Here is a 16,343-nt window from a genome sequence, read left to right as displayed (position 1 = left end):
GAATTATGTATCCGCTTTTAAATCGTATTGATAGAAAGCTAAATCAAGCCAACGTTCAAATTTATAGCCTACGTTTTCAATCGTACCAGCATGTTTAAAATTGAATGTTTCATGAAGTTTAATACTTGCTTCATTTAATGTATCTATACCTGCAACTATAGTACGATACTGGCGGTGTTTAGCATCATCAATTAAATGTTCGAGTAAATGTGATGCCACGCCTCTTCTACGATAGTCTTTATTTACATATATAGAATGCTCAATAGAATATAAATAGGCTGGCCAATGTCTAAATTGACCATACGTGGCAAACCCAGCTACTTTATGATCTATTTCAAATACAAATATAGGTTCGTTTGCAAGCACTTTTGTTTCGAACCATACTTCTCGTTCATTAAGACTTTGTGGATGATAAGTATATACAGCCGTTGTATTCAATATAGCATCATTATAAATATTTAATATATCAGGTAAATCTTTACGTTCTGCTTCTCTAATTATGATAAGCACCTACTTATAGTATTTATTATTAATTTAAGCACTTGCATGAAATTAAATCAAATATATATCATATAATCTAACATTTTATTTAGAAAAATAAATGGTATACTATGAATTAAGAATTTTAAAATTAAAGGAGTACTACTTAGTGAAGAATTGGACAAATCGACTCATGACCATGATTGGCGTGATTTTGATATTAGTAGCAGTATATTTATTTGCGAAACCATATATTGATAATTACTTACATCAAAAAGATAATAACGATAAAGTAGAACAATACGATAAAAATGATAAAAGCAATACATCAAAAGAAAGACCTACGATTCCAAAAGATAAATCGAAAATGGCAGGGTATATCAGTGTACCCGATGCGGAAATCAAAGAACCTGTTTACCCAGGTCCTGCGACACTTGAACAACTTAATAGAGGTGTAAGTTTTGCAGAAGGTGATGAATCACTTGATGATCAAAATATTTCTATTGCAGGACATACGTTTACTGATCGTCCACATTACCAATTTACAAATTTAAAAGCAGCAAAAAAAGGCAGCAAAGTTTATTTTAAAGTTGGAGATGAAACACGAGAATATAAAATGACAAGCATCCGAGATGTAAACCCTGAAGATGTTCAAGTATTAGATGAACATGAAGGGGAAACCAATCAACTGACATTAATCACGTGTGATAATTATAATCAACAAACAGGCGTTTGGGAAAAAAGAAAAATTTTCGTAGCTAAACAAATTAAATAAATACTTTAGTTGACCGTTCATCTTCTCATTGATGAGCGGTTTTTATGCATAAAATTTTATTCTTTGTATGTAATTTCTAAATGTGAATATAGTTTCACTCTTCAAGTACTGACTTCAATCCCAATCATAAGGTGGATATAATGGACGATGAAAAGTATTGTAAGGGGGAAACCACTCATGATTAGAGCCATTGCAGTAGATATGGATGGGACATTTTTAGATACAAATAAAGAATATGACAAAGTGCGATTTGAGACAATTTATCAAGAATTAAAACGAAACCATATTGAATTTATTGCAGCCAGTGGTAATCAATATGCAAAGTTAAAGTCTATTTTTGGAGAGCGAGACATGTATTTCATTTCTGAGAATGGTGCAGTGATTTATCATGGCAATCAATTGTATAATTACTGTAGTTTTGATCAAACTATATATGACAAAGTAGTGAATTATATTCATCTTGATCAACACATCTACGAATTCATTGTATGTGGACTTAAAAGTGCATATATTTTAAAAGATACGTCAGAAGCCTTTAAAAAGGATGCTCATTTTTATTATCGTCAATTAGAAGAAATAGATACATTTCAACCTTTACCTAATGATGAATATGTGAAGATTGCATTAAATATTAATCGTGAGACACATCCCAATTTGGACACAGATTTAGAAACAAAGTTTAAAGAAGAAATTAAACTGGTTTCAAGTGGCCATGATAGTATCGATATTATTATGCCTAATATGACAAAAGGCCAAGCGTTAAAACGTTTGTTAAAAAAATGGGACATGTCACCATCAGAATTAATGGCATTCGGTGATGCTAACAATGATAAAGATATGCTAGAATTTGCAGAGCATAGTTATGTTATGGCAAATAGCCATGATCAATCATTATTTGATATCGCAAAATTTGTAGCGCCAAGTAACGATGAACAAGGGGTACTTCAAATGATAGAAGAAAAAGTATTAAAAAGTGAGACAGAATAATTCGTCGACTCACTCAGTGGTCGACTGCCAACACATAAAAATGCCTGGGACATCATAAGTTGTCCCAGGCATTTTTATATATCAAATCTTAGTTTAATTGAGTGTCACATTTACCTGTGTTAATGACAGATAATGCAGCATTTAATCCACCTTCAACTAAGTTTCTAACTGCTTCATCTGAGAAGAAAGCAATATGAGGTGTCACTAAGATGTTTTCATTTTCAATTAATTCAAGTAAAGTTTTATCTTCAATTTCTTTACCTGTCCAGTCATATGTGAAGTAATCAGCTTCATTTTCATATGTGTCAATGGCAGCACCATATAAAGTACCATCATTTACAGCATCAATTAAAGCTGGTGTATCAATAACAGCACCACGAGCAGCGTTGACTAATACAGCGCCTTTTTTCACTTTGCTAAACATGTCAGCATCGAATAAGTGGAAGCTTTCTTTGTTAGCAGGTACATGTAAAGAAATGATATCAGCATCGGCAATTGCTTCTTCAACTGAATCTTTATATTCTAAGAAATCTAATGAGTTGTTTGGATATGCATCATAGCCTACTACTTTTGCACCAAAACCAGCATAAATTTTACCAGTTGCAGCACCAATACGGCCTGTACCGATAATTGCAACAGTCATGTTTTTAACAGGTGTAGACATGATAGGTGCAGCCCATTTGAAATTATGTTCTTGAACGCGTTTTTCAATTGCAGGGAATTTACGTACTAATTGTAAAGCGATTGATACTGAGTATTCAGCAATTGTTTCAGGTGAATAACTTGGTACGTTAGAAATTACAATATTGTGTTTTTTTGCAAGATCTAAATCATACATATCAAAACCAGCAGTACGTTGAGCGATTTGTTTAATACCGTATTTTTCAAGTTTAGGATAAACAGAATCTGCTAATTTACCGAATTGCATTGTAGTTACGCCATCGAAACCTTCTAATTGATCTACTGTGTCTTCGCTTAAAATATCTTCAGAAGTAACAACTTCTACATTGTGTTCTTTACCCCAATTTAAAGCGTCTTTTTTTTCGTAATCACGAGTTCCGAAAAACATAATTTTTGTCATTAAAATAACCCCATTTCATTTTGTATAAATAAGTTAAAATTTAATAAATACGTAAGACTAAAGTTGAAGTAAGAGATTGGGTACAACATCATTGAATGTTATCTCTAACACAACTTACAACCCTATTATATTGTGAATTAGTTCACAAATCAATTAAAAAGGGACTTTTATTTTGTATAATATGAAATTATATACATAAAATATCATTTAAAATGAAATATTACAACTTGGGAATAGGTGAATCCTTTTGAGCTAATTATTTTGGCTAAAATAATTTGTATTTTATAATTTGAGTAAGTTTTTAAATAGAGGAGTGGATGACTATCAATCAGATTCAAAATACCATTATAGATGCGTTTAAATTTAGATTTGCTACTAAGGAATTCGATACAACAAAAAAGATAAGTGATTCTGAATTCAATACCATTCTTGAAGCAGGACGATTATCTCCTAGTTCGTTAGGTCTTGAGCCTTGGAGATTTCTTGTGATTCAAAACGAAACGCTACGTGAGAAATTAATACCTTATAGTTCTGGTGCACAAAAGCAACTTAATTCTGCCAGTCATTTTGTACTAATTTTAGCCCGTAAGAATGTAACACCGACGTCTGATTATGTACAGTCATTTATTAGAGGGATTAAGCAGTATGAAGAGAGCACCATTCCAATGTTTGAAGATAAAGTACAGGGATTCCAAACACGTTTCCATATTAATGATAATGCTAGAACCATTTTGGATTGGGCGTCTAAACAAACCTACATTGCATTAGGTAATATGATGACAGCAGCTGCATTAATGAATATTGATTCCTGTCCAATGGAAGGTTTCGATTTAGATGGCGTAACTGAGTTATTAGAACATGAAGGGATCATTGATAGTAATCAGTTTGCACCTTCAGTTATGGTAGCTTTTGGTTATAGAAAAGAGAATCCTACAAAACCTAAAACACGTCAACCACAAGAAGATGTAATTAAATGGATAAATTAAGCATAGTTTTGTAAAAAAAGGGTAAATAATAAGTATACAAAACGTATCAATGAATGAAGTAAATTTAACATTACTTTATATAGAGTTACGTTATGATTTATAAACAAAGAAAGAGGGATGAAAACGGATGGCAAAAGTAAATGTTAGAGATTTTTTAGATGAACAATATGATTTATTTATAAATGGTGAATTCCAACCAAGTGAAAGTGGAGAAACACTTACGGTAAGTAACCCAGCAAATGGTGAAGAGTTAGCCAAAGTTGCTAAAGCAAATGAAAAAGATGTTGATAAAGCAGTGCAATCAGCACATGAGGCATTTGATAGTTGGAGTAAAATTTCTAAAGCAGAACGTGCAGATTATTTATTAGAAATTAGTCGTCGTATTGAAGAAAATAAGGAACATTTAGCAACAGTTGAATCACTTCAAAATGGTAAACCTTACCGTGAAACATCAACAATTGATGTTCCTCAAGTAGCTGAACAATTTAAATATTTTGCAGGAGTATTAACGACTGATGAAGGTTCGGTTAACCAAATAGATCATAACACGATGAGTTTAGTTGTAAATGAACCTGTGGGAGTAGTAGGTGCAGTAGTAGCATGGAACTTCCCAATCTTACTTGCATCTTGGAAATTAGGTCCAGCATTAGCAGCGGGTAATACAGTGGTAATTCAACCTTCTTCTTCTACACCATTAAGCTTAATTGAATTAGCTAAAATTCTTCAAGATGTGTTACCTAAAGGTGTAGTCAACGTCATTACTGGTAAAGGTTCAGAATCAGGTGATGCGATTTTCAAACATGAAGGTGTAAATAAATTATCATTCACTGGTTCAACAAGTGTAGGTTATGGTGTTGCTAAAGCAGGCGCTGAACGTATTGTGCCAACTACGTTAGAACTTGGCGGTAAAAGTGCTAATATTATCTTTGATGATGCAAATTTAGATCAAGTCATTGAAGGCGTTCAATTAGGTATTCTATTCAACCAAGGTGAAGTATGTAGTGCCGGTTCACGTTTATTAGTACAATCATCTTTATATGATAAATTATTACCAAAATTAAAAGAAGCGTTCGAAAATATTAAAGTGGGTGACCCATTCGCTGAAGATACAAAAATGGGTGCACAAACTGGCCCAGAACAAATTGAAAAAATTGAAAGTTATATTAAATTAGCAGAAGAAGATGACAAAGCAAATATTTTAACGGGTGGACATCGTATTACTGATAATGGTTTAGATAAAGGCTACTTCTTCGAACCAACAATCATTGAACTTTCAGATAATAGTCATAAATTAGCTCAAGAAGAGATTTTTGGACCTGTTATTGTTGTTGAAAAATTCGAAGATGAAGAAGAAGCAATTAACATTGCTAATGATTCAGAATATGGTTTAGCTGGTGGTGTCTTCACTACAAACTTACTTCGTGCATTAAATGTTGCAAAAGCAATTCGTACTGGACGTATTTGGGTTAATACGTATAATCAAATCCCAGCTGGTGCACCATTTGGTGGTTATAAAAAATCTGGTATCGGCCGTGAAGTTTATAAAGATGCAATTAAAAACTATCAACAAGTTAAAAACATCTTTATTGATACAAGTAATGAAACAAAAGGCTTATACTAATTAAAATATGATTAAATAGTTTAATACATGTTTTAAAATGTCGACAAAGGTATATACTTTGTCGGCATTTTTTTATGAAGTATGATTAAAAATTAGAAAAGTATGACAGATTTCATTTTGAAGTTGTATAAGTCTCTCGGTAATCCCAATTTAACGTATATGCAGACGTTTTGATGAAAATCTAAATAGTAAGATCTTCGAACTGAAATCAAAATTTAATATAAATTGTATTTTCAATTTAAAAATTGATGGTTAATATAATATAAATACGTCTTTATATTTTAAGTTTGATGAAATTTAAATACATTATATATTTTGAAAAGAGAAAATGATGAAACGTTTAAAATTTTTAGTTATTTATTTAGTTATTACAATTATAGTAAGCGGTTGTTCAAACATTGATAATGTAAAGTATCCTAAAGAAGCCTATACACCTAAATCATTAACTGTTGAGTTTGTTCCATCTCAAAATGCTCAAATCCTTAATGCTAAAGTAAAACCTTTGCAACAATTATTATCTGATGAGCTGGAAGTTCCTGTAAAAGTACATATAGCAACAAATTATAATACAATGATAGAAGGGTTGAAATCGAAAAAAATCGATATTGCATTTATTTCTCCTGTTTCTTACACATTAGCTCATGATGCTCATGCAGCAGATGTATTGTTAAAGTCAAAAGGTTACTTAGTAGATAATAAAGGAAATCAAACACATCACCTTGTAGATTACTATCGATCTCAAATTGTGGTTCGTAAAGATAGTAATATTAATCATTTAAAAGATTTGAAAGATAAGAGGGTAGCGTTACAAGATGTGGAATCAACGTCAGGATATATTTATCCTTTAGCATCGTTAATGGAAAAAGGAATAAAAAAGTCTGATATTCAAATTCAACAAGTGAAAGGTCATGATCAGGGGTTAATTGCATTATTAAATCATGATGTAGAAGCTGTTGCTACATATCAAGATGCTCGGGCAGATTTAAAAAAAGAGTATCCCAATATTTATCAAGAAACTAAAGTGATTTATCGCACAAAGAAAATTCCGAATGATACCATTTCAGTACGTAATGACATGAGTAGCAAATGGAAAAAGAAAATTAGTAAAGCATTTATTGATATCAGTCATACAAAAAAAGGTAAACATGTTATTAGTGATATTTATGGTCATCAAGGTTATGAAAAAGCAAAAGATAGTGACTTTGATACTGTAAGAAAATATCGAGATATTGTAGATTAAAAAAAGATTGGATGATTGTCATCCAACCTTTTTTTTAATCAGGAACTACACTTACATCTCCATGAACAGTCACACTAAACCCTTCAGGTGATGTTAAATTCGTTTCTTTAGCGTGAGGTTGATAGATATCAATATGTGTTAATCCATAAGTGTTCTTATTGTCTGGATTCACTTGATTAGATTGCCATGTATTCACAGCAATGTGATGATGATAGTGTTGTGCAGAAATAAATAAACTTTGAGGGAGGTTTGAAATATGTTCAAAACCAAGTTGATCAATATAGAATTGACGAGCCTCCATCAAATTATGTGTTTTTAAATGGAGATGTCCTAGTTTTCCATCTGATGGAAAACCTTGCCAACCCTTTTCAGTACGATGTGAAATTAAATCTTGTGCATCAACTTCAAGGGTATCCATTTTAATAAAGCCATTCTCCCATTCCCAACCACTAGAAGGGCGATCTTGATAGACTTCAATACCATTACCTTCTGGATCATTGAAATATAGCGCTTCACTTACTAAATGGTCACCGCCACCAACAGGCTGATTTAAACGACTCATATGATATAGGAAGTTAGCTAAGTCTTGTCGTGAAGGTAATAAATAAGCGATATGAAAAAGGCCAGCTTCTCTAAATTCAGGATGACGTCCATGATTTAAAAGATGAAGCGTTAACGTGTGACCATGTTCTCCAACATTAAAAATGGTTTGTGTGTCAGTTTTCTTTTTAATAGAAAAGCCGAGTACTTCAGAATAAAAGTGATTCATTTTGTTTAAATCTTTAACATTTAAAGTGACGTTCGTCACTTGCATTGCTTCTTTTGAATGAAATGCAGTCATGTATCATTGCCTCTCTTTTTTATACTAAGTATATTAAATATACTAGAATGATTAATAGGAAACAAGATAAATCACTTGATTAAAAAAATCCTCTAGAGAATGATTCTCTAGAGGATTTTATTTTACTCTTATCCTAAATAAACATCTTGGTAACTATCATTTTTTTCTAATACATCTTTTGCAAATGGACAAGAAGCGATAATTTTTAAATTAATTTGACGAGCATGTTCTACAACTGCATCAACTAATTTAGTTCCTAAACCTTGACCACCTAATTCATCAGATACACCAGTGTGATCGATTTCAATTTCATTGTTATCTACTTGTTTGTAAGTGATTTCTGCTTTAGGATTATTTTCGTCTTCACCTACATAAAATTTATTGTTACCTTGTTTAATTTCTTCAGCCATATTACTTCACTCCTTATATAATGTCTTAGTATTATTTATCACATTTCCACTAAATTAAAACATTACATAAATAAAATTTAGAATATAAAAATTATAAAAAATTTAAATACAAAGTTATTGCTTTTTTATAAAAGAACAGATATAGTTGAGAACGAAATTATTACGTTTTGGAGGGTTTTGTGTGAAGAAGATGATCGCAATTATCGGTTTAATGTGTTTGTGTCTCATATTATCTGCTTGTAGTACAAACCGCGATATCACTCACAAACAGAAAAAAGTAACAACTGAGAATAAATTAAAAATTTATACCACGGTTTTTGCGTTTGAAAGCTTTACAAAACAAATTGGTGGTAAATATGTGGATGTAGATACGATTTATCCACCGGGTGCTGATATGCATACATATGAACCTAGTCAACGCGATATGATTAATATTGCAAAAAGTGATTTATTTGTTTATTCAAGTGATCATCTTGATCCAGTAGCAGCTAAAATTACAAAATCAATGAATAATAATGATATGAAATTAGCGGTTGCAAATAGTTTAAATAAACAAATCCTTGTGAATGAAGATGATGATCACGATGAACATGGACATCATCATGAAGCAACATCATATGATCCTCATGTTTGGCTTGATCCAATACTAGACCAACAATTCGCAAAGAAAATTAAAGATGATTTAGTTCATAAAGATCCTGTGCATCGTAGATATTATGAGCATAACTATAAACAATTAGTTGAAGATTTAAAACAAATTGACCATACATTATCTAACATAACGAGGCGTCCTAAACGAGATAAAGTAATTATTTCTCATGATTCATTAGGATATTTAGCGCGTCGTTACCATTTCGAACAAGAAGGGATTAGCGGTATGAATAATAAAGAGCCAAGTCAAAAAGACATCTTAGCGCTCATTAATCAAATAAAAGACACACATGAACCGTATATTTTATATGAACAAAATATTTCTTCAAAAATAACCGATGTGATTCGTAAAGAGACCCAAACTCAACCTGTAAATTTTAATAATTTAGCAGTATTGTCTCAATCTCAATCAGAAGATCAAACACTCACTTTTCAATCCATTATGAAAAAAAATATTCAAGCCCTCGATAAAGCATTAAACAAATAAAAAGGAGAGCAAGAAAGAATGGCGTTACATTCTTTCTTGCTCTCTTTTTTTATTTTTAATTTACCATCTAATATAACTTACAGTTGTATTGTAATATTCTTCAAAACCATGAATACCGTCTGCACCACCAAGGCCAGATTCTCTCCAACCTGCGTGATAACCATTGACTGCTTCTTCTGCCTCACAGTTCGCATACACTTCTCCAAATTTTAAACGTTCAGTAGCTGTCATAATTTCTTTTAAGTTTTCAGAGAAAATATAAGATGATAGACCTGCATTCGTATCATTTGCCATATCAATAACGTCATCAAAGTTTGTATACGTAGTTATAGCAAGAACAGGACCGAAAATTTCTTCTTTAAAAGCACTATCAGTCGTTTTTACATGATCTAAAATTGTAGGAGCGTAGAAGAATCCTTTACGATCTAATTTATAGCCACCTAATACTAAATCTGCGCCATGTTTTACTGCTTCTTGAACTTTATCATCAATACTATCTAATTGTTTTTGATTAATGATTGCACCATAGTCAGTGTTTTCATCGTATGGATCTCCAACTTGAAGCGCATCCATTTTATCTTTCACTTTATTAATAAAGTCATCATGTACATCTTCATGAACAAAGATACGTTCTGGACATGTACATACTTGGCCAGCGTTATTAATACGTGCAGTAACAATATAATCAACAGCTTTATCTAAGTCAGCGTGTTGTGTGACAAGAACAGGAGCATTTCCACCTAGTTCTAAGTTAAGTTTTTTAATGCTGTCAGCCGCATTTTTAAATACAGCTTTACCTGCGCCCATACTACCCGTTAATGAAACAAGCTGAATATCTTTATGAGTTGCCAATTGTGTTCCAACTGTTTCACCAGTACCTGGAACGATTTGAATAAGACCAGCTGGAATAGTTGAATCACGGAAAAGTTCAGCAATTTTTAATGTTAATAATGTTGTTTCTTCACTTGGTTTGATAACGACAGAACAACCCGTTACAATAGCTGGAATCACTTTACGCATAAGCACTAAAATTGGAGCATTCCAAGGCACAATACCAGCCGTCACACCGATAGGTTTTTTTGTCAGTTGAATGGTTTCGTTTACTATACTATTTTGTAATACTTCACCTTTGTTACTCATACTTAAACTTGCCATATAATCAATAAATTCTATTGATTTATCAATTTCACCTTTAGCTTGTACTATTGTTTTACCTTGTTCTTTAACGTATAAATGAGCAATGTCATCTTTATGTTGTTCAAGTAAAGGAATTAATAATTTTACATGCTCAGCACGTGTAGGAGCTGGTACTTTTTCCCATTCAAGTTGAGCGTGTTTAGATTTTTCAATTGCGTCGTTTACCTCTTCTTCAGTAGCGAATGTAATCGTATCGATTGTTTCTCCCGTAGCAGGATTAATCACGTCCATTGTTTCGTTTGACTTACTTTCTACAAATTCATTATTAATAAATAGTTGATTCGTCATTAACGACACCTCCATACCTATTATTCCCGTAAAGTATTAAATTTAATCTATAAAAAAAGAAGATTCAAAAGGAGATTAATGTTCTCCCTTTGAACCTTCTTTTTTTGAATATTTAAAATGTCTAACCCCTTTATATAAAATAGGAATGAGTAGAATAAAGCCAAATAACCCCATAATTGGAAATACTTTGCCAATGAGTGAAATAAAGCCGATAAATGTACAAATGAACGTCACGCTTGTCATGACGATAATAAGTACAAAATATTGTTTTGAAAACGGTGTTGTGAAACGAGAGGCGAATGCGTACATTAAGCCTACAATAGTATTATAGATAACTAGAATCATAATAATAGACATGATAGTTCCCAAAATAGGTGAGATATGTCGTGCCAATAATAAGGTTGGAAGCGCTACGGATTTAATATCATTAAATTTTGTCATTAAGCCTAAATTAATCATTAAAAGTAAAAATGTAATAATGACGCCACCGATTAATCCGCCCCAAATAGAAGCACGTTGGTCATGTAAACGTCCCCCCATTACACTTAGAAAACTGAAGGCAGCAGCAATTTGTAAACTGGCATAATTGATGCCATCAAACCACCATCCAAGTGAAATAGATGATTTATGCTGTGCATATTGATTTGCACTTTCAAAGTCAAGATGGCCAGTTGCAAGATAATATATCGCAATAATTGTGACGACGATAACTAAGAAAGGTGTAACGATACCGAGTACTGCAATTAAACGATCAAATTTTAAAAATAATGTAACCAAAATCAGACCGACGAGAATAAGTGAACTAAGCCAATAAGGTAAATGAAAACTTTCTTGAATTGTAGATGCCCCGCCCGCGCTCATAATAATAGCGAGTGAAAACAAAAATAATGTTAGGATAATATCAAATAATCGAGCAATCATAGGGTGCAAATAGTAATGAATGGATTCTGAATGATTATGTGATTTTATATTGTAACCAGTATTTAAGACGAACATACCGCCTAGTGTGATGATTAATCCTGTAATAATAATCCCTAATACACTGAATTGACCGTTACTTGTGAAAAATTGGAATATTTCTTGACCTGTAGCAAAACCAGCACCAACGACAACACCTACAAAGGCAAATGCTACGATCATCGACTCTTTTAAAACTTTCATTTTTAAAAATCCTTTCTAAATCAAACACATGAGAATATATTAATCTATTTTAAAGGACATTTTGTTAAAAATAAATATTAAAGTTTACTTGTAATGAACATTGTATTTCTCAAAAATACATTAGAAAGAATTTGTATAAATTTTAAGTTATATGGGGTATATAATAGTTTATAGTTCTTATATAAATGTTGTTTAAAAAATGTAATTAATATACTATACATTATTCAGTAAAGTTTGATAGGATATTGCAATATATTCAATTTAAATAAGGAAGGTGTAGATATGTTATTTGATTTACCTGTAATGCTAGTTATTGTGTTATTTCTTGCATTAGGTATCTTCAGTCAATGGTTAGCAAATCGAATTAAATGGCCTTCAATTGTAGTCATGTCGATTGTTGGTTTATTAGTGGGACCTATATTAGGACTAGCAAATCCTGAGCAAACACTAGGTTCAGAGATATTTAGTCCAATTGTATCTCTTGCGGTAGCAATCATATTATTTGAAGGAAGTAGTAATCTAGATTTTAGAGAATTAAAAGGCATTTCTAAGGCGGTTATACGTATTATTACGATAGGCGCCACAATTGCATGGGTTCTTGGAGCTATTGCCTTACATAAAATTTTAGGTTTTCCTATTTCTATCGCTATTGTTATGGGTGGATTACTTCTTATTACTGGACCAACGGTGATTCAGCCACTGTTAAAACAAGCCAAAGTTAGAAACAGTGTAGATACTGTCTTACGTTGGGAAAGTATTATACTTGATCCACTTGGTCCAATACTAGCATTAGCTGCATTTTATGTGTATCAAATCGTTGGACAAGGTTTTGGTTTCCAATTACTCCTTATATTTATTTTTAAAATGTTGATTGTAGCATTAATTGGCTTTGGTGCTTCATTCTTCTTCAATTGGCTCATCCAACGCGATGTCATACCACAAAATTTAATGCCTTCCATTCAGTTGGTGTTTATATTGCTCGTGTTTAGCATCTGTGACCAAATTCTCGATGAATCTGGTTTACTGGCAGTAACCATTTTTGGATTAATGATGGCACGTTATAAACGACATGATTTAATTTATAAAGAGTCAGATCATTTTATTGAAAATATGTCTTCCATTCTAGTTTCAACGGTGTTTATTTTAATAACATCATCATTAACACCCTCTGTATTGATGAATGTATTATCATGGAAGCTTGTGATTTTCTCACTTGTTATGATTGTGTTAGTACGTCCCATTGCTGTTTTATTATCTACCATTGGTACTGAAATCACTAAAAAAGAGCGTGCGCTTGTAGCCATGATGGCACCAAGAGGGATTGTTGTATTAACTGTAGCACAATTTTTCGGTGGATTATTTTTAAATGATAATATGAAAATGGCATCTTATATTACACCGGTAACATTTGGTTTAGTATTTATTACCGTAGTCATATATGGTTTTAGCTTTACACCAATAAGTAAAATGCTTGGTTTAGCAAGTACTGAACCTCCAGGTGTCATTTTAGTAGGTGAGAGCGAATTCTCTTATCACTTAGGTAGACAGTTACAATCGCATGGTATTCCAGTGATGGTGTTTAACTTGTTTAGTAACACTTCTGATAAAGCTGAAGAACTCGGCTTTGAAATTTTTAAAGGAAATTTATTATCAAGTAGTGATCGTATGTATGCAGACTTAATTCGCTATAACAAATGCTTATTAATGACCAAATCATTTATTTTTAATAGTCTTGCATTTAATGAGTTAGTTCCAGAATTTGGATTAAATAATGTAAATATGATGCCAGTATCCTTTACAGATGATCAAGCACGTAATAATTTAAATGGACCACTTCGTAATCATATTTTATTCGATGAAAAGCATAGTCCAAGATGGTTTGACAATGTGATTACGAATCAAAATATTGTCGAAGTTCCAGCCTCTTCATATCATGATATTACAGATAAAGATATGATTATTTATCACATTAATGACGATAAAGAAGCGACATTCCATAGGAGTACAAAATCAATGGATGAGTACGACAATGGAACTTATGGTATTTTAAGAAACGTATATAAATAATAAAAGTGCCCAGCAACAGTTCATTTGAACTGTTGCTGGGCATTATTATAGGTTTATTTTAAATATCTGTCGTGCATTAATAATTTTAACATGCGAATTTGTTCCATAATGTCTTTACCGACATTCGTATCTCTAATCTTTTTACGTTGTAATTCTTCATCAACGACACGTCGTACTGATAGTTCATCAGCACCATCAGATAAGACATTCTCTTTAGAATCAAAGAATTGGTGTGCTACAAGTTGCATACCAAATGAATTGTAAAGTAACGTGTAACCTGCGATACCTGTCGTAGATTGATAAGCTTTTGAGAATCCACCATCAATGACTAACATCTTCCCATTAGCTTTAATAGGATCCTCGCCATCGATTTCTTTTACTGGTGTATGTCCATTGATAATACGACCTTCATCAGGATTAAGTCCGAAATCTTTTAGCATTTTGCGAATCATATCAACATCTTCACGTAAGTAATAATAAGGGTTTTTCGGTTCTTTATGAGACGCTTTATCTTCAATGAAGTAGCGCTCAAATGTAGTCATAGCACGTTTACCAAATAAAGAACTGTATTTTCCTGTCCATAAATACCATACAAGATCCGTAGATAAATCATCTGTTTTCTCTTTGTCGCTAAACGCTAAGCGCACGTGACGTTCAAAGACATCTAATAAATCACGGCCTTTATGTTTTACCCCTTCAATTTCAAAAGATTCCATTTCGCCATTATCATTTACAGGAATGCAACCATGAATAAGAAGATTTCCATTATAAGGGAGATATAATTTACCTTTTTGCATTAGAAAGGCCATATGACGTTTTAATTTTTCAGATTGTTGGAAAGACAGTAATAATTTATTAACAACATCTTCTTCTTCTGGTAATAATTTTGCAGGATCTTTAGGGTCCACCGTACTAAAGCAAGTATCTTTTAAAGGATACGTTTTACCATAAATTGTAATTTCGTTTGTATCATAATTTATTTTTTCTAAAACTAAACGGTCATCCATTTCAAAACTTGGGCGACGTTTAATAATTGGCATTTCAAGCTTAAATTGAATCATTGCAATGGCTTGGTGAATCTTAGTAATTTGTGCTTCTTCGTGTTTAGATAAGCCCACTTTTTTATCCGGACGTTTTTTCGGTTTGAACGCTGGGTTATCGCCATCGTAATGTTTTTCAGCTAAAGTGAGGAGTGGTCTTAAATTAATACCATATGCATCTTCAATAATATCTAAGTTATCGTAGCGGGCACATATACGTAGTAAATTGGCTAAACACACTTTAGAACCTGCATAAGCGCCAATCCAAAGTACATCATGATTACCCCATTGAATATCAACAGAATGGTAGTCAATTAATGTATCCATAATTTTGTCAGGTTCTGGACCACGATCGTAGATATCACCCACAACATGAAGATGATCCACGACAAGGCGTTGGATAGTATAAGATAATCCAATGATTAAATCATCTGATTGCTCAAGCTCGATAACTTGATTTAAGAGTGTTTCATAATACGATTTTTTATTGTTAAATTCATTATTTTTATAAAGCAACTCTTCAATAATATATGTATACTCTGAAGGTAAGGCTTTACGTAGTTTTGAACGCGTATATTTTGAAGAACAATACGTGATTAAATCAATCAAGCGTTCGATTGTTAAGATATACCATTCATTTAATTCACGTTTTGAATTAAAGTCATTCTTAATGAGCTTTAACTTTTCTTCTGGGTAATACACTAGCGCAGCTAAATCATCTATTTCTTTTTGAGAGATGTTACCTGAAAAGATATCGTTAATTTTAGCACGGACATTACCAGAGCCATTTCTTAATACGTGTTGGAACGATTTATATTCACCATGAAGATCGCTGACGAAGTGTTCAGTACCTTTTGGTAATTCTAAAACGGATTCTAGATTAATAATTTCTGTTGCAAGTTTTTCAGGACTATCAAATTGCTGAGATAGTAAATCCAAATACTTTTTCTTTAATTCACTTTCCGTAGATTGAGACATTTGATTTCACTCCTGTATAGGAAATTTATTAGATAATAAGCAGAGTAATAAAA

General features: G+C 32.2%; 14 protein-coding genes. 7 read left to right on the top strand and 7 right to left on the bottom strand.

Features of this window, described 5'->3' with window-relative positions; genetic code table 11:
* Positions 1-3: 3 nt before the first annotated feature.
* A complete protein-coding gene (locus CD034_RS10605; RefSeq protein WP_039984137.1) occupies positions 4-501 on the bottom strand; it encodes a GNAT family N-acetyltransferase in 498 nt (165 codons plus the stop codon).
* A 148-nt stretch (positions 502-649) separates the two neighbouring features.
* Here CD034_RS10605 and srtA point away from each other — a divergent pair, with 148 nt between their 5' ends.
* Complete coding sequence (srtA, locus tag CD034_RS10600; RefSeq protein ID WP_002449272.1) at positions 650-1,255, top strand: class A sortase SrtA; 606 nt, start codon at positions 650-652, stop codon at positions 1,253-1,255.
* A gap of 177 nt (positions 1,256-1,432) precedes the next feature.
* On the top strand, positions 1,433-2,242 hold the full coding sequence (locus tag CD034_RS10595; RefSeq protein WP_103288377.1) for a Cof-type HAD-IIB family hydrolase: 810 nt from the start codon (positions 1,433-1,435) through the stop codon (positions 2,240-2,242).
* Between the two features lie 88 nt (positions 2,243-2,330).
* Here CD034_RS10595 and CD034_RS10590 read toward each other — a convergent pair whose 3' ends face one another.
* The gene (locus CD034_RS10590; protein WP_002454848.1) at positions 2,331-3,323 is read right to left on the bottom strand and encodes a D-lactate dehydrogenase; all 993 of its coding nucleotides are present in this window, start codon (positions 3,321-3,323) and stop codon (positions 2,331-2,333) included.
* Between the two features lie 317 nt (positions 3,324-3,640).
* Here CD034_RS10590 and CD034_RS10585 point away from each other — a divergent pair, with 317 nt between their 5' ends.
* From CD034_RS10585 to CD034_RS10575, 3 genes are all read left to right on the top strand, one after another.
* A complete protein-coding gene (locus tag CD034_RS10585) occupies positions 3,641-4,309 on the top strand; it encodes an NAD(P)H-dependent oxidoreductase (RefSeq protein ID WP_080978694.1) in 669 nt (222 codons plus the stop codon).
* Between the two features lie 127 nt (positions 4,310-4,436).
* Entirely contained in the window at positions 4,437-5,930 is a 1,494-nt protein-coding gene (locus CD034_RS10580) for an aldehyde dehydrogenase family protein (RefSeq protein WP_103288376.1), read from the top strand.
* A 331-nt stretch (positions 5,931-6,261) separates the two neighbouring features.
* Entirely contained in the window at positions 6,262-7,170 is a 909-nt protein-coding gene (locus tag CD034_RS10575; RefSeq protein ID WP_103288375.1) for a phosphate/phosphite/phosphonate ABC transporter substrate-binding protein, read from the top strand.
* A gap of 34 nt (positions 7,171-7,204) precedes the next feature.
* Here CD034_RS10575 and CD034_RS10570 read toward each other — a convergent pair whose 3' ends face one another.
* Together CD034_RS10570 and CD034_RS10565 are read right to left on the bottom strand one after the other, a co-directional pair.
* On the bottom strand, positions 7,205-8,011 hold the full coding sequence (locus tag CD034_RS10570) for a VOC family protein (protein ID WP_103288374.1): 807 nt from the start codon (positions 8,009-8,011) through the stop codon (positions 7,205-7,207).
* A gap of 128 nt (positions 8,012-8,139) precedes the next feature.
* Complete coding sequence (locus CD034_RS10565; RefSeq protein WP_103288373.1) at positions 8,140-8,421, bottom strand: GNAT family N-acetyltransferase; 282 nt, start codon at positions 8,419-8,421, stop codon at positions 8,140-8,142.
* Between the two features lie 181 nt (positions 8,422-8,602).
* Here CD034_RS10565 and CD034_RS10560 point away from each other — a divergent pair, with 181 nt between their 5' ends.
* Positions 8,603-9,559 carry a metal ABC transporter solute-binding protein, Zn/Mn family gene (locus CD034_RS10560; RefSeq protein WP_039984014.1) on the top strand — a complete coding sequence of 319 codons (957 nt, stop codon included), beginning with the start codon at positions 8,603-8,605 and terminating at the stop codon, positions 9,557-9,559.
* Positions 9,560-9,619: 60 nt separating this feature from the next.
* On the opposite strand, the gene aldA is transcribed toward CD034_RS10560, so the two are convergent.
* The gene (gene aldA / locus CD034_RS10555; protein WP_103288372.1) at positions 9,620-11,044 is read right to left on the bottom strand and encodes an aldehyde dehydrogenase; all 1,425 of its coding nucleotides are present in this window, start codon (positions 11,042-11,044) and stop codon (positions 9,620-9,622) included.
* A gap of 75 nt (positions 11,045-11,119) precedes the next feature.
* Positions 11,120-12,205 (bottom strand): YkvI family membrane protein, encoded by a 1,086-nt coding sequence (locus CD034_RS10550; RefSeq protein ID WP_103288371.1) that lies wholly within the window; start codon positions 12,203-12,205, stop codon positions 11,120-11,122.
* Between the two features lie 282 nt (positions 12,206-12,487).
* On the opposite strand from CD034_RS10550, the gene CD034_RS10545 reads away from it, so the two are divergent.
* Positions 12,488-14,272 carry a cation:proton antiporter gene (locus CD034_RS10545; RefSeq protein ID WP_103288370.1) on the top strand — a complete coding sequence of 595 codons (1,785 nt, stop codon included), beginning with the start codon at positions 12,488-12,490 and terminating at the stop codon, positions 14,270-14,272.
* 53 nt (positions 14,273-14,325) lie between these two features.
* Here the strand turns inward: CD034_RS10545 and CD034_RS10540 are convergent, their stop codons facing one another.
* Positions 14,326-16,290 carry a fructose-1,6-bisphosphatase gene (locus CD034_RS10540; protein WP_103288369.1) on the bottom strand — a complete coding sequence of 655 codons (1,965 nt, stop codon included), beginning with the start codon at positions 16,288-16,290 and terminating at the stop codon, positions 14,326-14,328.
* Positions 16,291-16,343: the final 53 nt, after the last annotated feature.

Origin of the sequence: Staphylococcus hominis subsp. hominis, from assembly GCF_002901845.1 — a bacterium.
Classification (GTDB): domain Bacteria; phylum Bacillota; class Bacilli; order Staphylococcales; family Staphylococcaceae; genus Staphylococcus; species Staphylococcus hominis.
The sequence above is the reverse complement of the archived record's forward strand: the minus strand, read 5'-3'. Positions and strand labels throughout refer to the sequence as shown.

Bases quoted from the DNA above. Each gene is read 5' to 3' on its own strand.
- CD034_RS10595 (WP_103288377.1), top strand. From the start codon at position 1,433: ATGATTAGAGCCATTGCAGTAGATATGGATGGGACATTTTTAGATACA.
- CD034_RS10590 (WP_002454848.1), bottom strand. From the start codon at position 3,323: ATGACAAAAATTATGTTTTTCGGAACTCGTGATTACGAAAAAAAAGAC.
- CD034_RS10585 (WP_080978694.1), top strand. From the start codon at position 3,641: ATGACTATCAATCAGATTCAAAATACCATTATAGATGCGTTTAAATTT.
- CD034_RS10580 (WP_103288376.1), top strand. From the start codon at position 4,437: ATGGCAAAAGTAAATGTTAGAGATTTTTTAGATGAACAATATGATTTA.
- CD034_RS10575 (WP_103288375.1), top strand. From the start codon at position 6,262: ATGAAACGTTTAAAATTTTTAGTTATTTATTTAGTTATTACAATTATA.
- CD034_RS10570 (WP_103288374.1), bottom strand. From the start codon at position 8,011: ATGACTGCATTTCATTCAAAAGAAGCAATGCAAGTGACGAACGTCACT.
- CD034_RS10565 (WP_103288373.1), bottom strand. From the start codon at position 8,421: ATGGCTGAAGAAATTAAACAAGGTAACAATAAATTTTATGTAGGTGAA.
- aldA (WP_103288372.1), bottom strand. From the start codon at position 11,044: ATGACGAATCAACTATTTATTAATAATGAATTTGTAGAAAGTAAGTCA.
- CD034_RS10550 (WP_103288371.1), bottom strand. From the start codon at position 12,205: ATGAAAGTTTTAAAAGAGTCGATGATCGTAGCATTTGCCTTTGTAGGT.
- CD034_RS10545 (WP_103288370.1), top strand. From the start codon at position 12,488: ATGTTATTTGATTTACCTGTAATGCTAGTTATTGTGTTATTTCTTGCA.
- CD034_RS10540 (WP_103288369.1), bottom strand. From the start codon at position 16,290: ATGTCTCAATCTACGGAAAGTGAATTAAAGAAAAAGTATTTGGATTTA.